General features: G+C 65.1%; 14 protein-coding genes. 11 read left to right on the top strand and 3 right to left on the bottom strand.

The genetic code is table 11. The features are described from left to right. Positions 1 to 68: 68 nt before the first annotated feature. Complete coding sequence (locus AWB65_RS19845) at positions 69 to 959, bottom strand: LysR family transcriptional regulator (protein WP_087668763.1); 891 nt, start codon at positions 957 to 959, stop codon at positions 69 to 71. A gap of 111 nt (positions 960 to 1,070) precedes the next feature. On the opposite strand from AWB65_RS19845, the gene AWB65_RS19840 reads away from it, so the two are divergent. The 6 genes from AWB65_RS19840 to AWB65_RS19815 all read left to right on the top strand — a co-directional run bounded on the left by AWB65_RS19840 (position 1,071) and on the right by AWB65_RS19815 (position 6,454). Next, positions 1,071 to 2,117, top strand: coding sequence for a YeiH family protein (locus AWB65_RS19840; RefSeq protein ID WP_087668762.1), 1,047 nt, complete (start codon positions 1,071 to 1,073; stop codon positions 2,115 to 2,117). 123 nt (positions 2,118 to 2,240) lie between these two features. Continuing rightward, the gene (locus AWB65_RS19835; protein ID WP_087668761.1) at positions 2,241 to 2,978 is read left to right on the top strand and encodes a glutathione S-transferase; all 738 of its coding nucleotides are present in this window, start codon (positions 2,241 to 2,243) and stop codon (positions 2,976 to 2,978) included. 43 nt (positions 2,979 to 3,021) lie between these two features. Further along, positions 3,022 to 3,825 (top strand): aldo/keto reductase, encoded by an 804-nt coding sequence (locus AWB65_RS19830; protein ID WP_087668760.1) that lies wholly within the window; start codon positions 3,022 to 3,024, stop codon positions 3,823 to 3,825. 119 nt (positions 3,826 to 3,944) lie between these two features. After that, positions 3,945 to 5,681, top strand: a complete 1,737-nt coding sequence (locus AWB65_RS19825; RefSeq protein ID WP_087668759.1) for a ClcB-like voltage-gated chloride channel protein — start codon at positions 3,945 to 3,947, stop codon at positions 5,679 to 5,681. Between the two features lie 240 nt (positions 5,682 to 5,921). Then, positions 5,922 to 6,185: a hypothetical protein gene (locus AWB65_RS19820; RefSeq protein WP_087668758.1), complete on the top strand. Its 264-nt coding sequence runs from the start codon at positions 5,922 to 5,924 to the stop codon at positions 6,183 to 6,185. Positions 6,186 to 6,211: 26 nt separating this feature from the next. Further along, the gene (locus tag AWB65_RS19815; protein ID WP_087668757.1) at positions 6,212 to 6,454 is read left to right on the top strand and encodes a DUF2795 domain-containing protein; all 243 of its coding nucleotides are present in this window, start codon (positions 6,212 to 6,214) and stop codon (positions 6,452 to 6,454) included. A gap of 19 nt (positions 6,455 to 6,473) precedes the next feature. Here AWB65_RS19815 and AWB65_RS19810 read toward each other — a convergent pair whose 3' ends face one another. Beyond that, positions 6,474 to 7,091 carry a TetR/AcrR family transcriptional regulator gene (locus tag AWB65_RS19810; RefSeq protein ID WP_087668756.1) on the bottom strand — a complete coding sequence of 206 codons (618 nt, stop codon included), beginning with the start codon at positions 7,089 to 7,091 and terminating at the stop codon, positions 6,474 to 6,476. A 264-nt stretch (positions 7,092 to 7,355) separates the two neighbouring features. Here AWB65_RS19810 and AWB65_RS19805 point away from each other — a divergent pair, with 264 nt between their 5' ends. The 3 genes from AWB65_RS19805 to AWB65_RS19795 are packed head-to-tail and all read left to right on the top strand — an operon-like array spanning position 7,356 to position 13,077. Continuing rightward, positions 7,356 to 8,459: an efflux RND transporter periplasmic adaptor subunit gene (locus AWB65_RS19805; RefSeq protein ID WP_087668801.1), complete on the top strand. Its 1,104-nt coding sequence runs from the start codon at positions 7,356 to 7,358 to the stop codon at positions 8,457 to 8,459. Further along, positions 8,456 to 11,614: an efflux RND transporter permease subunit gene (locus AWB65_RS19800; protein WP_087668755.1), complete on the top strand. Its 3,159-nt coding sequence runs from the start codon at positions 8,456 to 8,458 to the stop codon at positions 11,612 to 11,614. Before AWB65_RS19805 ends, AWB65_RS19800 begins: the two co-directional genes overlap by 4 nt. Next, entirely contained in the window at positions 11,611 to 13,077 is a 1,467-nt protein-coding gene (locus AWB65_RS19795) for an efflux transporter outer membrane subunit (RefSeq protein ID WP_200821748.1), read from the top strand. Before AWB65_RS19800 ends, AWB65_RS19795 begins: the two co-directional genes overlap by 4 nt. A 575-nt stretch (positions 13,078 to 13,652) precedes the next feature. Here AWB65_RS19795 and AWB65_RS19790 read toward each other — a convergent pair. After that, the gene (locus AWB65_RS19790) at positions 13,653 to 16,016 is read right to left on the bottom strand and encodes an AsmA family protein (RefSeq protein WP_087668754.1); all 2,364 of its coding nucleotides are present in this window, start codon (positions 16,014 to 16,016) and stop codon (positions 13,653 to 13,655) included. A 122-nt stretch (positions 16,017 to 16,138) separates the two neighbouring features. Between AWB65_RS19790 and AWB65_RS19785 the strand changes: the two genes are divergently transcribed. Beyond that, complete coding sequence (locus tag AWB65_RS19785; protein WP_235007688.1) at positions 16,139 to 16,843, top strand: ABC transporter ATP-binding protein; 705 nt, start codon at positions 16,139 to 16,141, stop codon at positions 16,841 to 16,843. Next, positions 16,840 to 17,640, top strand: coding sequence for an ABC transporter permease (locus AWB65_RS19780; protein WP_087668752.1), 801 nt, complete (start codon positions 16,840 to 16,842; stop codon positions 17,638 to 17,640). Before AWB65_RS19785 ends, AWB65_RS19780 begins: the two co-directional genes overlap by 4 nt.

Genomic DNA, 17,640 nt, shown 5'->3' with positions numbered 1-17,640 from the left:
ACGCCGTGGCGTCCCTGTGAGAACGAATGGTGCGCCCGGTCGTCCCGAGCGCGCCATAGTGGAATTCCCTAGCCCGGATTCGAGTCGTCGAGACACAGGTCCAGAAAGCGTGCCGCTGTCCGCGACGGCGCCGCCGAATGCGGCATCAGGATCGAAAAACGGCGCGTGAGCGGTTCAGGCGCGATGCGCAGACGCCGCAGCGCGTTGTCCTCGTGACGCATCGACATCGCCGATACGAAGCCGATGCCCATCCCCGCCCGCACCGCCTCCTTCACGCCCTCGACGCCCGCGATCTCCAGCGCGACGCGCATCGGCGCGCCCGCGCGGGCGAAGGCGCGCTCGACGATCTGCCGCACGCCCGAGCCGCCCTCGCGCAGCACGAGCGGATGCGCGGATATCGCGTCGAGCGTCGTCAAGCCGTCTGCTGGCGCGAGTGGATGCGCGTTCGGCACGATCGCGACCACCTGGTCCTCGCGCCACGGCGTGACGCCCGTGCCCGGGGGCAAATCGCCGCTCACCGGACCTTCGACCATCGCGATATCGAGCGCGGGGAGCGCCGCGACGATGTCGGACGTATTGCCGTCGATAGTGGTGATCGTGACGTCGGGAAATTTCCGGTGGAATGCGGCGATCAGGTACGGCAGCAGGTAGCTCGCGGGCGTCGTGCTCGCGCCGATGCGCAGCACGCCGCGCTCCAGGCCGCGCAGCGCGTCGCGAAACGCGTGCGCCTGCTGGTAGGTCTCGCGGATGCGCTCGGCGTAATGCGCGAGCTGCTCGCCGGCGGCTGTAAGCCGCACGCCGCGCCCGTCGCGTTGATAAAGCGGTTCGCCGAATTCGTCCTGTAACTGGCGAAGCTGGCCGGAGACCGCCGGCTGCGACAGATGCAGCGCCACGGCGGCGCGGCTGATGTTGCCGAACTCGGCGACGGTCGCAAACGTTATCAGTTGATCGGGGGTCATGGCGGTCAATGTATCGGTTGAGCCGATACTTTACATCCCAAATGACGATTTTTCATATCGATATTCCACGGATAGGATTAGCAGCATCAAACAACCCATTCCGTGCTTCCCATGTCTACCATCGTCGTCAGCAAACTATCAACCCGCGGCCAACTCAACGGCATCCTGTTCGTCGCGCTCTTCGCGGCGGCTGTCACCCGGCTCGCTTCGATGCCGGCCATCGCCGGGCTGGGCGTGAGTCCGCTGATCGTCGGGATCGTGGCGGGCGCGATTTACGGCAACGCGCTGCGCCACGGCATGCCCGAAAGCTGGGCGGCCGGCGTCAACTTCTCCGCGCGCAAGCTGCTGCGCATCGCGGTGGCGTTTTTCGGCTTGCGCGTGAGTCTTCAGGAAATCGCGCAGGTCGGACTCGCGGGCGTTGCCGAGTCGGTGCTGATCGTTGTGAGCACGCTCGCGATCGGCACGTGGGCCGGCATGAAGCTGATGAAGCTCGACCGCGATACTGCCCTGCTCACCGCCGCCGGCAGCGCAATCTGCGGCGCGGCAGCCGTGCTCGCGTTCGAATCGACGCTGCAATCCAAGCCGCACAAGAGTGCGATGGCAGTGGGCAGCGTCGTGCTGTTCGGCACGCTCTCGATGTTCCTCTACCCGCTCGCGATGCACGCTGGCTGGCTGCACCTCGATACGCTCGGCGCCGGGCTTTTCTTCGGCGGCACGATTCACGAAGTGGCACAAGTGGTCGGCGCGGCGAGCAACGTGAGCCCGGAAGCGACGCACATCGCCACGATCGTCAAGATGACGCGCGTCATGCTGCTCGTGCCCGTGCTGCTGGCCATCGGGTTTTGGATTAACCGTTCGCGGGCATCGGCAACCGGCGCTCAAAAGGGCAAGCTCGCCGTGCCCTGGTTCGCGCTCGGCTTTCTCGCCCTCGTGATCGTGAATTCCCTGCACATCCTGCCGGAAGCCGCAACCAGCACGCTCAACACACTCGACACCTTCGCCCTCACGATGGCAATGACCGCCCTCGGCATGGAGACGCGCTTCTCCCAAATCCGCGAGGCAGGTCCGCGTGCACTTGCGACTGGCGCGATCCTGTATGCATGGCTGATCGGCGGCGGATTGGCGATCACGTATGGCGTGCAGCACCTCTTCGGTTAAACCCGCACAAGCCGACAAGCCCCGCCCCCGCGCGGGGCTTTCGCGTTGTATGGCACGGACGATGCTGAACTCGGGGTCTCGAAGCAATGTCGTAGCGAAACCCAAGCGAAGAGGAAAACGCCAATGCCCTACGAACTGTATTACTGGGACGGCCTGCAGGGCCGTGGAGAATTCGTCCGGCTCGCGCTCGAGGATGCAGGCGCGGAATATATCGACGTTGCACGCGGCGCGAAGAAAGACGGCCTGGGCACGGAAGCCATGATGAAAGTCATGAACAGCAAGACCGAGGCGCACATCCCGTTCGCGCCACCGTTCCTGAAGGACGGCGAGCTGATCGTGCCGCATGTCGCGAACATCCTGCTGTATCTCGGCCCGAAGCTCGGCCTGGCTCCAAAGAGCGAAAACCTGCGCTACGTCGCGCATGGCCTGCAACTGACGATCGCGGATGTTGTCGCGGAAGTGCACGACACGCATCACCCGCTCGCCACCGATCTCTACTACGAAGACCAGAAGGACGCCGCGAAGATCCGCTCGCAAAATTTCATCGAAGCGCGCATTCCGAAGTTTTTCGGCTACTTCGAGCGCGTGCTGAGGCAGAACCCCGACGGCGACACGCACATGGTCGGCAAAGCGACGACCTACGTCGATCTCTCGTTGTTCCAGCTCGTCGATGGCCTGCAGTACGCGTTCCCCCGCGCGATGCGAAAATTCGGCAAGCACTATCCGCGTGTGGCGGCGCTGCACGACGCGGTGCTGGAGCGGCCGAACATCGCGCTCTACGTCGATTCGGAGCGGCGCATTCCGTTCAACGAATCGGGCATCTTCAGGCACTATCCCGAACTCGATCAGGACGCGAAGTAACGCGCGTCTCTCTCGAACTCATCTGAAACAAGGAGCCACAAGCATGGTCGATACGATTCCCTCATTCGGTCTCGGCACGTTCCGCGTCGCTGCCGGCAAAACCGCGCAATCGGTGAGGAGCGCGCTGCAGCTCGGCTATCGTCACATCGATACCGCCCAGTACTACGACAACGAAGCCGAAGTCGGCCAGGGCGTGCGCGACTCGGGCATCCCGCGCGAGGACATCTGGGTCACGACGAAAGTCTGGTGGGAGCGCCTGCGCCGCGACGACCTGATCGAGAGCCTCAAAGTGAGCCACGAGAAACTAGGCATCGGCGCGATCGATCTCGTGCTGATCCATTGGCCGTCGCCCGACAGCGTGGTGCCGATCGCCGAGACGCTCGCCGCGTTCCAGGAAGCGCGCTCGCTCGGGCTCTTGCGGCACTACGGCGTGTCCAATTTCCCCGCGCCGTTGCTCGAAGCGGCGGTAAAGGCGCCCGGCGGCAGCGAGATCGTCACGAACCAGATCGAAGTGAGCCCGTTCCTCGCGAATCGCGCGCTCGTCGAGGCGACGCAGAAGCTCGGCGTGAAGGTGACCGCGTACATGCCACTCGGCGAAGGCCGCGCCCACACGGACCCGACGCTCGTCGACATCGCGAAGAAGCACGGCGCGACGCCCGCGCAGGTGACCTTCGCGTGGCTGCTCTCGCGCGGGATCGTGGTGCTGTCGGCATCGACGAATGCTGAGCACCAGGAGATCAACTGGGACGCGCAGAAAGTGAAGCTCGACGCCGACGACATCGCCCGCATCGACGCGCTCGACGAAGGCAAGCGCAACGCGAATCCGCCGTTCGCGCCGAAGTGGTGAGCGCCAGGCCTCATCGATCGATCGACCAAGCCCGGCCTGCGTCGCGCGCCGGGCTTTTTCGCAGCATTGCGAGTGCTATCCTTTCGGCGCTCTGTCCCCTTGGTCTTTTGGTCCCTTAAGTGCTTTCATTCCTGCTCAAGCTGCGCACGCGCGCGCAAACGCTCTTTCGCCTGTCGGATGCCCACACGATGCTCGTCTGGGCCGTGATCGTCGGCGTCGCCGGGGCGTTCGCGACGGCCGCGTTCCGCGAAGGGATCGATGAGCTGCAACGGTTTTTCGGCGGCGAAGCGGGCAGCTTCGTCGATATGGCGAAGCGTCTGCCCTGGCCGGTGCGCGTCGTGCTGCCGGCCATCGGCGGGCTGATCGCGGGCGTGTGTCTCCTGATCGCGCGGCGCCACCAATCGAAGCAGGCGCACGCGGATTACATGGAAGCAGTGACGATCGGCGATGGCGTCGTGCCCGTATGGCAAAGCCTCTGGCGCAGCCTCTCGTCGCTCTTTACGATCGCGTCCGGCGGTTCGATCGGCCGCGAAGGTTCGATGGTGCAGCTTGCGGCGCTCGCGTCTTCGCTGATCGGGCGCTTCGTCCACTTCGATCCGCCGCGTCTGCGCCTGCTCGTCGCGTGCGGGGCGGCGGCCGGGATCACGTCGGCGTACAACGCGCCGATCGCGGGCGCGTTCTTCGTCACCGAGATCGTGCTCGGCTCGATCGCGATGGAGAGCTTCGGGCCGATCGTGGTGTCGTCGGTGGTGGCGAATATCACGATGCGCGAGTTCGCGGGCTATCGGCCGCCGTACGAGATGCCTGTCTTCCCGACGATCACCGGAATCGAAGTGCTGCTGTTCGTGCTGCTCGGCCTCCTGTGCGGCGTGCTCGCGCCGCACTTTTTGCGCTTGCTCGCGGCATCGCGCAAACGCTTCGCGCTGCTGCCGCTTCCTTTGCCGATCCGGCTTGCATTGGGCGGATTGATCGTCGGCGTGATCTCGATCTGGTGGCCCGAAGTCTGGGGCAACGGCTACGAAGTCGTGAACTCGCTGCTGCACGAGCCGTGGACGTGGACCGCCCTCCTCACCGTGCTCGTCTTCAAGATCATCGCGACGGCGGCGACGGCGGGCTCGGGCGCCGTCGGCGGTATCTTCACGCCGACGCTCTTCGTCGGCGCCGTGCTCGGGTGCCTGTTCGGCATCGCCGCGCACACGATCTGGCCGCATTCGACCTCGGCGCCCTACGCCTACGCGATGGTCGGCATGGGCGCGTTCCTCGCCGCCGCCACGCACGCGCCGCTGATGGCGATCCTGATGATCTTCGAGATGACGTTGTCGTATCAGGTCGTGCTGCCGCTGATGCTCTCGTGCGTGGTGGCGTATTTCATCGCGCGCACTTCCGAGCAGACGTCGATGTACGAAGTCACGCTGCGCCGCACGCGCGATGAAAAGGAGCGCATGCGCCTCGCGGCCACGCAGATGCGCGAGCTGGTCAAGCCCGCCGATACGGTCGTCCCGCTCACGGCGAACGTGAAGGAAATGACGCGCGTCTTCCTCGAATATCCTGTGAAGTATCTGTACGTGGTCGATGAAGGCGAGCACTTCCAGGGCGTGGTCGCGCTGAAGGACATCACGTCCGACCTGCTCGACGAGCGCGACACTGAAACCAAGACCGCCGCCGACTATCTGCAGCCGCACTTCGATGTGCTCACGCCCGACATGTCGCTCGGCGAGGCGCTTCAGCACTTCCTCGCGTTCCAGGGCGAACGATTGCCGGTGATCGAGCGGCGCTCGCAGCCGCTCTTGCTCGGCGTCGTGTACAAGACGTCGCTTCTCGACGCATACTTCCGTCTGAACCCGACGACGCGCTGACTTTGCGCTACTGTGCAATTTTGCGGCGCGTGGATGCCTTTTCGTGAGCGGGGGCATCGCATTGAAGACGCTTGGGCACACTTCAGAACTCACGCGAAGTGTGCTCACGGCACACCCGTTCGGACGCGCTCGCGCGTTGTAAGCAGTTAGTCTGACCGCCCGTTTGCGGCCAGAACGATGACGATTGGCACGGCCTTTGCTCGTTGCTTTCTCGCTGCTTACGTCAGGAGGGGTTGAGCGATGAAGACCTCAACGATGTTGTCGATGGCGCTGGTTTCCGTGTCCTGCTATGCGGCGCCGCTGCATACGAGCGACACCGAATCGGCGAGCGCGACCAACGCGATGCGCGCCAATTTGCGCGCGAATGCCGCACCGGTTTCGGCGCCCGCGCCAGACGTGTCGGCGCAGGATCTCGACCACGCGCACTGGCGCCATGTCAAGATTCCGAAGTCGCGCGCGCCGAGCCGCGGCATGGCCAGCACGCCCGTGCAGGTGCAGACCTGACGTTTGACGATTACCGGACCCTTCGAATGACCGACACGCCCAAAAACAACGCATTGAACGACGAGCCGATCAACGATGAAATCGCGCAGGTGTTGCGCGCGGTCGCGTATCCCGCGAACAAGGACGCGATCGTCGATGCCGCGCGCGAAGCCGGCGTGAGCAACGACGTGATCACCGTGTTCGACGCGCTGCCCGAGCAGGATTACGCCGACGCCGATGCCGTCGAGCAGTTGCTCGGCAGCAATGGCGGGCCGGGGATATCGGCTTGATTCGCTGCGAGTGGTCAGTTCAGGACGCGCCAAACACGACCCGTCCGAAGAACCCCGCAAGCACGGCCTCTGCAAAATCCGCTGGCACCGACTGCGGATCAGACGAATAGAAGAACTGGACGCCGTCGCATAGCGCGGTCAGTCCGAGCGACAACTGCTCGGCCGGCATCGGTAATGGCGTGCCGACCCGCTCCGAGAACGCGCGAATGTAATCGGTCGTGGTCTGCCGCAACTCCCGCATGAACGCATTGAATTCGACGCGAAACTTCGGATCGCGGCTCGCGTGCAACTTCGCCTCGACCCACAGCAAGAAGCAATTGTTCTCGCGATAAATCTGGCTGTAGTACTTCAGCACACGCGCTTCCATGTCGGCGCGCGTTGCCTGACCGTCCTCGAAAATCGAGCGCATGCGGCCCATTGTGATTTCATGATCGCGCTTGAGCAGTTCGAGCAGCAACTCCGACTTGCTGCCGAAATTCGAGTAGAACGCGCCGCGCGTATAACCGGCCGCCGCGGCGATGTCTTCGACACTCGACGTGCCGAATCCCTTCTTCATAAAGATCACGACCGCCGCGTCGAGCAGGCGCTGCCGCGTCTGGTCCCGGCTTTGTTCGCGAGTGAGGCGGGTGGGTTTCATGCGGCGGAGTTTAGCACCGAAGACCCCCTCAAAACTCTTTTGATACGTCTTTGCATTCGGATACAACTCTGTATTAGAATTCGACGTGCATCTGCTGGCGTGATCCTGGAAAGCTTGTCGCTGTTGGTTGTCAGCCCGCTCGCCGTATTCCTTCCCGCGCCCCCCGTATCTTGAAAACGTCCGCGTGCATTGCCCGCGCCGCTTCGTCTCGCCCCCGCGCCGAGGTCTTTCGTGAACCGTCTCCATTCCCGCGTGTTGTCGTCGATGCGCCTTCGCGCGCTCCTCGCCGCGCTCTGCGTGATGCCGCTCGCCGCGTGCGGCAAGAAGGAAGCGCCGCCGCCCGCGCCGCGTGCCGTCGTCGCTGTGGCGGCGAGGTCCGACGGCCGGCCGCCGCGCGCCACGCTCCCTGGTCAGATCGAGTCGCGTTATTCGACGCCGCTGTCGTTCCGGGTCGGCGGGAAGATCGTCGAGCGGCGGGTGCGTCTCGGCGATACGGTGAAGGCCGGGCAGATCGTCGCGAAGCTCGATCCCGCCGATCAGTCGAAGAACGCCGCGGCCTCCGCCGCGCAACTCGACGCCGCGCAGCATCAACTGGACTACGCGAAACAGCAACTCGACCGCGACCGCGCGCAGGCCGCCGAAAACCTGATCGCGCCGGCGCAACTGGAGCAGACGCAGAACGCGTATGCATCGGCGCTCGCGCAGCGCAACCAGGCACAGCAACAGGCCGGGCTTTCCGCCGATCAATTGAAATACACGACGCTCATCGCCGATCACGCGGGCGTCATCACGTCCGAACAGGCCGACACGGGCCAGAACGTCACCGCCGGGCAGCCGGTCTACAACCTCGCGTGGAATGGCGACATCGACGTCGTCTGTGACGTGCCCGAGAGCGCGCTGCTGGCGCTGGCGGTCGGCGAACGCGCGCAGATCACGCTCGCGGCGCTGCCGGGCCGCACCTTCGCCGCGCGCGTGCGCGAGCTTTCGCCCGCCGCCGATCAGCAGAGCCGCACGTATCGCGCGAAGCTGACGCTCGAATCGCCGACCCCTGACGTGCGCCTCGGCATGACCGCCGACGTGACGTTCGCGCAATCGTCCGCCTCGCAGACAGCGCGCGCCTCGACGTTCACGCTGCCTTCCACCGCCCTCTTCCACGACGACAAGCAGCCCGCAGTCTGGGTCGTCAAGCCGGATAACGCGCTGGAATTGCGTCGCGTCGATGTCGCGCGCTACGGCGAGCGCACCGTCACCGTCACGCGTGGCCTGAACGCGGGCGAGCGCGTCGTGTGGCAAGGCGTGCATACGGTCTCGGCGGGTGAGAAGGTGCGCGTCGTGGCGCCGCTGCATCCCGAGGACTTCGCGTCATGAGCGCGCCGCAAAACGGGCAGGACAACGACTATCGTCAGGAAGAAGGCCGCTTCAATCTGTCGGCGTGGGCGCTGCGGCATCGCGCGCTCGTGATCTTCCTGATCGCGATGGCGACGATCTTCGGCGTCATCTCGTACACGCGGCTCGCGCAATCGGAAGACCCGCCGTTCACGTTTCGCGTGATGGTGATTCGCACGTTCTGGCCGGGCGCGACCGCGCGGCAAGTGCAGGAGGAAGTCACCGACCGCATCGCGCGCAAGCTGCAGGAAACGCCATCGACCGATTTTCTGCGCAGCTATTCGCGCCCCGGCGAGTCGCTGCTCTTCTTCACGATGAAGGACGGCGCACCGCCCGAGGACGTGCCCGAGGAGTGGTATCAGGTTCGCAAGAAGGTCGGCGACATCGCGGCGACGCTTCCACAAGGCGTGCAGGGGCCGTTTTTCAACGACGAGTTCGGCGACGTCTACACCAACATCTATACGCTCGAAGGCGACGGCTTCTCGCCGGCGCAGTTGCACGACTACGCCGATCAACTGCGCGCGGTGCTTCTGCGCGTGCCGGGCGTCGCGAAGATCGACTACTTTGGCGATCAGGAGGAGCGCATCTACGTCGAGATCGCGAATACGCAACTCACGCGCCTGAACATCTCGCCGCAGCAGATCGCGCAGGCGGTGAACGGCCAGAACGCGGTCGCGCCGGCGGGCACTCTAAACACGCCCGACGATCGCGTGTTCGTGCGCCCGAGCGGCCAGTTCACCGACATGAAAGCGCTCGCCGATACGCTGATCCGCGTGAACGACCGCTCGTTCCGCCTGGGCGACATCGCGACGATCAAGCGCGGCTACGTCGATCCGATCGCCACGCAGATGCGCTCGGGCGGGCAGCCGGTGCTCGGTATCGGCATCACGATGCAGCCGGGGCAGGACGTCGTGCGGCTTGGCAAAGCGCTCGACGCGAAGACCGCCGAGTTGCGCACGCATTTGCCCGCCGGGCTCAAGCTGGCGGAAGTGTCGAGCATGCCGCATGCGGTGTCGCACTCCGTCGACGACTTCCTGGAAGCCGTCGCCGAAGCGGTCGTGATCGTCCTGATCGTGAGCCTCGTGTCGCTCGGCGTGCGCACGGGGATGGTCGTCGTGATCTCGATTCCGGTCGTGCTCGCGGTCACCGCGCTCTTCATGTACTTCTTCGACATCGGCCTGCACAAGATCTCGCTCGGCACGCTGATCCTCGCGCTCGGCCTCCTGGTGGATGACGCGATCATCGCCGTCGAAATGATGGCCGTGAAGCTCGAACAGGGCTGGAACCGCACGCGCGCCGCAGCCTACGCGTACACGAGCACTGCGTTCCCGATGCTCACCGGCACGCTCGTGACCGTCGCCGGCTTCCTGCCGATCGCGCTCGCGAAGTCCAGCACGGGCGAATACACGCGCTCGATCTTCGAGGTGTCGGCGATCGCGCTGATCGCGTCGTGGCTCGCGGCGGTCGTGCTGATTCCGCTGCTCGGCTACAAGCTCTTGCCCGAGCGCAAGCGCGAGGCGCACGAGGCGCATCTGCCCGACGATCATGAGCACGACATCTACGACACGAAGTTCTACGGGCGCCTGCGCGGCTGGGTGACGTGGTGCATCGAGCGGCGGTTCGTCGTGCTGGTGGTGACCGTCGTGCTGTTCGTGATCGCGCTCGCGGGTTTCACGCTCGTGCCGCAGCAGTTCTTTCCGAGTTCGAACCGGCCGGAACTGCTCGTCGACGTGCGGCTGCAGGAAGGCGCTTCCTTCGAAGCCACCCTGCGCGAAGCCAAGCGTCTGGAAAAAGCGCTCGAAGGCCGTGCTGAAATCGATCACGTGGTGAGTTTCGTCGGCACGGGTGCGCCGCGCTTTTATCTACCGCTCGACCAGCAGTTGCCGCAGCCGAATTTCGCGCAGTTCGTCATCACGGCGAAGACGGTGGAGGATCGCGAGAAGTTGTCGCAATGGCTCGAACCGGCGCTGCGCGACAAGTTCCCCGCGATCCGCACGCGCCTCTCGCGGCTGGAGAACGGGCCGCCGGTCGGCTATCCGGTGCAGTTGCGCGTTTCCGGTGACGACATCGCGACGGTGCGCAAGATCGCCGAGCAGGTCGCCGCCGACATGCGCGCCGACGGCCGCACGACCAACGTGCAGTTCGACTGGGACGAGCCGTCCGAGCGCTCGGTACGCTTCGAGGTCGATCAGAAGAAGGCGCGCGAACTCGGCGTCACGTCGCAGGACGTGTCGAGCTTCCTCGCGATGTCGCTCTCGGGATACACCGTCACGCAGTATCGCGAGCGCGACAAGCTGATCGGCGTCGACTTGCGCGCGCCGCTCGCGGAACGCGTCGATCCGTCGCGGCTCGCGACGCTCGCGATGCCCACGCCGAACGGCCCGGTGCCGCTCGGCACGCTCGGGCGCGTCGTCAACGATCTCGAATACGGCGTGATCTGGGAGCGCGACCGGCAGCCGACCATCACCGTGCAGTCGGACGTGAAGGCGGGCGCGCAGGGCATCGACGTCACGAACGCGATCGACAAGAAGCTCGATACGCTGCGCCCGACGCTGCCGGTCGGCTACCGGATCGAGGTCGGCGGGCCGGTCGAGGAAAACGCGAAGGGGCAGACGTCGATCAACGCGCAGATGCCGATCATGGTCATCGTCGTGCTGACGCTGCTCATGATCCAGTTGCAGAGCTTCGCGCGCGTGATGATGGTCGTGCTGACCGCGCCGCTCGGGCTCATCGGCGTGGTCGCGGCGTTGCTCGCGTTCGGCAAGCCGTTCGGCTTCGTCGCGATGCTCGGCGTGATCGCGATGTCGGGGATCATCATGCGCAACTCGGTGATCCTCGTCGATCAGATCGAGCAGGACATCGCCGCCGGCCACAAACGTTTTGATGCGATCGTCGGCGCCACCGTGCGGCGCTTCCGGCCGATCACGCTCACGGCCGCCGCCGCCGTGCTCGCGCTGATCCCGCTCTTGCGCAGCGACTTCTTCGGCCCGATGGCGACCGCGCTGATGGGCGGCATCACGAGCGCGACCGTGCTCACGCTGTTCTATTTGCCGGCGCTCTACGCGGCGTCGTTCCGCGTGAAGGACGACGAGCGCGCGAAACCGGGCGAGGATGCGCCGGAAGGAGTCGAACCATGATGAAGACAGTTGCCTCGCGAGCGGCCGGTTTGGCAACGCTTGCCCTCACCTTCTCGGCGTGCTCGTTCGGTCCGAGCGGCAATCCGCCCGCGATGCCGCAACCCGAGCATTACGGCGCGATTGCGCAGCCGGAGCGGACGGTCACGGCGCAAGGGGCGTCGCAACGGTTCGTCACGGGCGCCAAGCCGGTGCCCGAGTGGTGGAAGCGGTATCGGTCGGACGGGCTGGATGCGCTCGTCGACGAAGGTCTGCGCAACAGTCCGAACCTCGCCGCCGCTGATAAAAGTCTCGCCGCGGCGCGCGAGCAACTGAAAGCGCAGATCGGCTCGTCGCTGCTCCCTTCCATCGATGCCGGCGCGCAGACCTCGCGGCAACGCGGGCTCGGCGTGCCAGACTTCGGCCCGCCGACGGCCCTCTACAACCTCTTCGTCGGCCAGATCCAGGCGCAATACACGTTCGACCTCTTCGGCGCGGCGCGTTATGAGAATGCGTCGCTGGCGGCGCAAGTCGACCAGCAGTCGTTCCAGCTCGATGCCGCCCGCCGCGCGCTCGCCGCGAACATCGTGACGGGCGCGATCGGCGCGGCTGCGTTGCGCGCCGAAATCGACACGACCGAGCGTCTTGTTGCCCTCGCCGATGACGATGCCCGCGATGCGCGCCGTCGTTACGAACTCGGCTCGGCATCGCGTTCGGAGGCGTTGAATGTGGAGCAGAACGCGGCGTCGCTTGCCGCGTCGTTGCCGGGCTTGCGCGCGCAATGGCTCGCGACGCGCCATGCGCTGGCCGTGCTGCTCGGTCGCACGCCGGACCAGGCGCCCGACGATCTCGACTTCGCGAGCCTCGCCGTGCCGGAAGACGTGCCGGTCGTGGTGCCGTCGGAGTTGCTCGCGACGCGCCCCGACATCCGGGCCGCCGATGCCGCCGTCAAGGCGGCCGCCGCGCAGGTCGGCGTGGCGACGGCGCAGTTGTTCCCGAGCTTGTCGTTGTCGGCGTCGATGGGCAAGGGCGGCTTCAGCTGGCCGACGGCGCTTTCCGGCGCGGGAGCGTTGTGGAGCATCGGCGCGTCGCTGTCGCAGCCGATTTTTCACGGCGGCGCCCTGCTCGCCCAGCGGCGCGCGGCGCTCGACACCTACGACGCCGCCGTGCTCCAGTACAAGCAGACGGTGCTCGCGGCGTTCCAGAACGTCGCGAACACGCTGGCGGCGCTCGAACAGGACACTCAGGCGCTCGCCTCGAGCGATACCGCGAGCCGCGCGTCGCAAGGCGCCTTCGACGATGCCGCCGCCCGCGTGCGCCTCGGCGCGATCCCGCCGCGCGCGGCTCGCGCAAGCGAGCAGCAGTACCGCAATGCGCAGTTGAACACGATCAGGTATGCGAGCGCGCGGCTTTCGGATACGGCATCGCTCTTTCAGGCGATGGGGTCGCCGGTGGGTGTTGCGCAGACGGTATCGAAATCGGAATAAGCCGCGTAGGCGAGCATCCTGTGTAATCGCTCGGAACTAGGAAACATCGTTGTAGCCGCTGCGGCTGAATGGGCCTGCGATCAGTGCGACGTTCCGCTTCTGAGCATCGCGAAAGTTGTCCCCAGCCGATGGGGACCAGTCTGTTGAAAAGGTTCTGACAACGACCGTAAGCGCCTGATCCATAAGGCAATATTGGTGACGCTCGAAAGCGATGCATCGACGTTCAGTGAGGGATAAGTTATCCCCTTCGAATGTTGAGAGGGCTGTGGACAAGCTTGGGGCTAGTAGCCTATGCCGTTGATTCACTTCGGTAAAACGAGGGCGGCGCGGTTTGGAGCAACGGCGTACGCGCTTTAAAGGACGCTGGGTTGTCCGCAGATATTGCGACTTTAGCCGTAGATGAATCACACCCCCATGATGCAGAGGCCCGCCACATAAGGCCTTGCAGGCGGTGTGTGGGAAAAATTTCGTTCCCACCGCCCCGGAATTGGACGACGCATCGCCCATGTTGTACGGTCGGCCACGCCCTACAATCAGTTGGGCGTTGTGAGTCCAACGCGCCCCTCTCGCTACCCTCAACTCCCCTTATACTGCGCCGCGCTAGCAGGCGTCGGCGACAAAGCCTTCGGCGCCGCAGCCTTGGGCGCCGAAGCCCCACCCTGATCCGCCGGCATATAAGAAGGCGCCGCCTTCGCCTTCTGCTGCTGCCCTGCGGGCGGCGCATTCGGCGCGGTACGAATATCCGCAAGCATCTGCTGACACGGAAGCGGTTTGTTGTTACTCGGCGCGATCAGCGGAATCAGCGCGGCGAACGGGTTGATCAGCCCGAGCCCGACCGCCGCCGCGCCGCGCACCGCGAGCGCACCCGCACTCACCCCCACATGCGGGTCCTTGAACGTCCCCTTCACATACAGCGGCGAGCGCAGCGAAAAAATCCGCAAGCCCTTCGTATGCGGATGAATACCGAGATCCATCGCTTCGGTCTTCAGGTCGATGGTGCCATCGACGTTGATCACGGCGTCGTCGGTATCGAGGGCGAACACGCGCGAGTCCAGCACGCCATCGGTCACCACGAAGTCCGCCGCCGCGCAGTTGATCTTCACGTCGCGCTTGCCCCACAGTTTTTCGTAGACCACGTTCGCCACGTTCAGCCCGGCCGCTTCCATGTACAAGCGGCTCACGGTGCCATCGGTGATCAACGCCTTCACTTCCCCATTCGATGTCGCCGCAAGCGCCGCCGGCGAATTGCCCGTCGCCGAAAGCGCCGCGTCGCCGTTCACTTCGCCGAGCGCCGACTGCATCGTCTTCACGTTCGGAAAGAGCTGCTTCAACTTCAGGTGACGCGCCTGCGTCGAGATGCGGCCCTTGAGCGGCATCGCGCTGCCGTCGAGGTGGATATTCGACGCAAGCGACCCGCCCGCCACGCCAAATTTCAGCGGCTCCAGCGACAGCACGCCGTCCTTCATGATCACGTGCGTATAAAGATCGGTGATCGGCAGGTCCGGGTCCTTGATGATGCGGCGGCCGGTGAACTTCACATCGGTATCGATCGCCTTCCAGCGGTCGGTCTTGAATTCTTCCGTCGGCAGCGCTTTGCTCGACGGCTGTTTCTTTTCCTCGCCGCGCTTCGCCTTGCTCGCGTTGGAGTCGGCACCGATGATCGGCGCGAGATCGGAGAATTGCAGCAGTCGCGACACCAGTTCGCCCGAGAGCAACGGCCGCGGCTTCCGGCCCGCGTACACCAGCGAGCCGTTGATGTCGCTACCGCCCACGCGCCCGGTGAAATTCTCGTACTTGAAGACGCTGCCCTCTTTCCGGAACTGACCGACGAGCCGCCCTTCGGTCGCATATGGCGGCGTCTCGGGCAGCGTCACGCCGGTGATCGGATAGAGATGCGCCATGCTGACGCCCTGCAGCCACAGCCGCAGATCGAGCGCGGCGAGATGCGCCGGATCGGTCACGGTCCCGACGAGCGCGATATGCGTATCGCCGATCCGCACATCCGCCTGCACGGGGAACGGGCGCGCTGCGTCCTGCACGGCCAGCACGCCGCCGACCTTGCCCTCGCCCGACACGGCCGTCTTGTTATACGTGCCCTTCAACGTCCAGCCGATGCCGTACGGCGGCACCGGCGGCTTCGGCCCTTCCTTGGTCGTGATGCTGTTGGCCGCCGACGTGCTCGCCGGATTCGCTTTCTCGCCGCTCGCGGCCGCAGCGGCGGACGCAGCCGATGCCGCCGATGCCTCCGATGCCGCCGCAGCGGTCGCCTGTTTGTCGAGCTTTTGGGCACCGCTCTTGCCCACCATTTCCGCCGACGATTTCCGCGACGCCTCCTCCTGCTGCTTCATGACCTCGCCGATCGGCACGGCCTGCCCGAGCGTATCGACGACAGCCTGCATATCGGCTTTCGTGACTTCATCGGCATAGGCGATATTGCCTTTGGCGAACGCGATGTCGTGCAGCCGCAGATTCCACGTCGACGGCTCGGTCGATTGCTTGAACTTGAACGTCCAGTTGTTGCGGTTATCCTTCAGGCGCTCCAGATCGACCGCGGGATTGACCAGGTTGATGCTCGGAATCACGATGTCGTGGGCGAGCAGCGGCAAGAGCGCTACCTGAAAATTGATCTCGTCGAGCGTCGCGAAGTAGGGTTGCTTCGCCCACTCGGGATTCGCCACGGTGATTTTCTGCGCGGTAAAGCGTGGCCATGGCACCCAGCGTTTCCAGCCGGTCTCGGTGACTGGCCGCTGCCAGCCGAGTTTCAGATCGCCGGTGATGTGAAATTGCCGGCCGATGGCTTGCGAAACCTTGTCGTCGACCCACGGACGCGCGCGGTTCCAGTCGAAAGTCAGGAAAACGACGACAAGCACCGCGACCAGCAGCGCCAAAATGCCAAAAAACCACGCGACGATTTTTCCGATTTTCCTGCCTTGAACCATGACAGCTCCGACGTTATTTCTCATTGGGCTACGCGCAGCACGTAGCGTGCCCGGCAATACGTGGCGTACTTGCACAGCCGATTCGACGTAAGATCCCTCACCTCACCCGATCCATGATTCCGATGCCCGACTCTTTCGCATCGTCCTCGACACGCGGCGCGCTGGTCGCCGCCTCCGGCATCGAGCGCCGCGACCCGGCGCGCCACACGACCCTGCTTTTCGCAACCGATTTCACGCTGCACGAAGGCGACCGTGCCGTCATCACCGGTCCGTCCGGGTCGGGAAAGAGCGTTTTCCTGCGCGCGCTGGCGCTGCTCGATCCCGTCGATGCCGGCCGAATTCTCTGGCGTGGCAACCCGATCGCGCGGGCAGGCGTGCCGGCTTACCGGCGACGCGTCGCGTATATCGCGCAACGACCCGCGATGCTCGACGGCTCGGTCGAGGACAATCTGCGCTATCCGTTCGGGCTCAAGATCTATCGCGATGTGCATTTCGATCGCGCGGCGGTGGCGCGGCTCGCGTCGGCGGCGAGCCGTGGAGAAGATTTCCTCGACAAGCGCGCGAGCGATCTGTCGGGCGGCGAGGCGCAGATCGCCGCGCTGATCCGCGTATTGCAGCTCGCACCCGACGTGCTGCTGCTCGACGAGCCGACCGCCTCGCTCGATCCCGCGTCGGCGCGCGAAATCGAGGCGCTCGTCGACGCATGGTTCGCCGAGCACGCGGGGCGCGCGAGCATCTGGGTCTCGCACGATCCCGAGCAGGCGCGGCGCGTAGGCGCGCGGCAACTCGCAATGGTCGCCGGAAAACTGACCGAGGGCACGCCATGAACGGTTATCAGAATCTGAGCCTCGTCGATATCGGATTCGCGGCGGCGCTGATCGTCGTCAATGGGGCGCTGTCTGTGGCGCTCAAGCTCGATCTGGAACGCAAGCTCGCGTGGGCGGCGGTGCGCACAGTCGTGCAGTTGCTGCTGATCGGCTATGTGCTCGGCTGGGTCTTCGAATTCGACCGCTGGTATGTCGTGCTGCCGCTGATGGTCGTAATGACGCTGATCGCGGGATTTTCGGCGTCGAATCGCGGACGACGAACGTACGCGGGGCAGCGCGTGGACAGCATCGCGTCGATCTGGGCGAGCGCGTGGATCGTCGGGGCGTTTGGGCTCTTCGTCGTGATTCGCATCCACCCGTGGTACGAGCCGCAATACGCGATTCCGATCCTCGGCATGATTCTCGGCAATACGCTGACGGGCGTGTCGCTCGGGATCGAGCGGATGACGGAGGAACTGACGGCCGGACGCGGCGCGGTGGAAATGTCACTGGCGCTCGGCGCGACGCGCTGGGAGGCGGCGCAGGGGCCCGCTCGGCAGGCCGTGCGCGCAGGCATGATTCCGACGCTCAACCAAATGGCGGTCGTCGGGCTCGTCAGCTTGCCGGGGATGATGACGGGGCAAGTGCTCGCGGGGCAATCGCCGTTGCAGGCGGTGAGGTATCAGATCGTGATCATGTTTCTGATCGCGGCGGCGTCGGCGCTGGGGACGGTCGGGGCGGTGGTGATGACTTATCGGCGGCTGTTTTCGCCAGAGCATCGGTTTTTGGCGGGGAAGCTGGTGGAGCGGGCGAAATAG

This window comes from Caballeronia humi (assembly GCF_001544475.1).
In the GTDB taxonomy this organism is placed as follows: Bacteria; Pseudomonadota; Gammaproteobacteria; order Burkholderiales; family Burkholderiaceae; genus Caballeronia; species Caballeronia humi.
Note: the sequence above shows the minus strand (reverse complement) of the source record. Positions and strands in the feature narration are given on the sequence as shown.